The sequence below is a fragment of the Bartonella phoceensis genome (assembly GCF_902825145.1).
Taxonomy (GTDB): Bacteria; Pseudomonadota; Alphaproteobacteria; order Rhizobiales; family Rhizobiaceae; genus Bartonella; species Bartonella phoceensis.
In genome coordinates this window covers 1-1,088 of the sequence record NZ_CADEAD010000028.1, presented here as the reverse complement: position 1 = coordinate 1,088, position 1,088 = coordinate 1, and the positions used below count along the sequence as shown (strand labels likewise).

Genomic DNA, 1,088 nt, shown 5'->3' with positions numbered 1-1,088 from the left:
TTTACGATAAAACAGAAGGTGAAAATAGCACTACGGATTATACGAGTGTTACTTTTGGCAAAGGCAAAGATCGTGCTCCTGTAGGTCTTCATAATGTTGGGAATGGTCAGATTAATGAGAGTTCACACGATGCGATCAATGGTTCTCAGCTTTATTTATTGGGTAATGGTTTAGCGCGGTCTTTAGGAGGTGGATCAGCATTTAACGATGGTACTTTTACAGGACCAACTTATAACTTATCGAATATTGAGAAAAATGGTTCGGTAACAAATACTACCGTTACAGATGTTGGCAAAGCGTTTGAAGGTCTTGATACAAATATCAAGAATGTTAATCAGCGTATTAAGGAAGTCTCACAAGGCGTTGCCCAAGATTCTTTGAATTGGAATGAAAAGGAAAATGCATTTGTAGCTCTTCATGGTGCGGATAACGCAAAGAGCAAAAGCAAGATTACATCTCTTCAAGCTGGTGTCATTAGTAATGTCTCAACAGATGCTGTGAATGGTTCTCAGCTTTTTGAAACCCATAAGACTGTTGCAAACTATTTTGGTGGTAGTACTCAGTATGAGAATGGCCAATGGAAAGCGCCTGATTTCAAGGTTAATGAAATTGGTTCTGATGGCGATGTTACTGAGAAGTCACATAATAATGTGACAGATGCTTTTTCCAGTGTTAGTTCTTCTTTTAAAAGCCTTCATGATGAGATCAGCACTATGATAAGTGATAGTCTTGTTAAGTTTGATGGTAAGACCAATCGCATTAGCATTGGAGCAGAAAAAGATGGTACAGAAATCAGTATCGCGAATAAAACTGGTGAAGCTCGGACACTTTCTGGTGTAAAGGCAGCAACACAAAACAATGAAGCTGTTAATAAAGGCCAACTAGATAAAAGTTTGAAGGATCTTTCCAACAATCTTCAATCTGAAGATTCATCTGTTGTTCTTTACGATAAAAAAGGTGATGAAAATAGCACTACGGATTATACGAGTGTTACTTTTGGCAAAGGCAAAGATCGTGCTCCTGTAGGTCTTCATAATGTTGGGAATGGTCAGATTAATGAGAGTTCACACGATGCGATCAATGGTTCT

Annotated in this window: 1 pseudogene; it reads left to right on the top strand. The window is 38.3% G+C overall.

Annotation, left to right across the window (positions count from 1 at the left end):
- A pseudogene (locus tag J7R07_RS07920) lies at window positions 1–1,088 on the top strand (hypothetical protein); the annotation flags it as partial.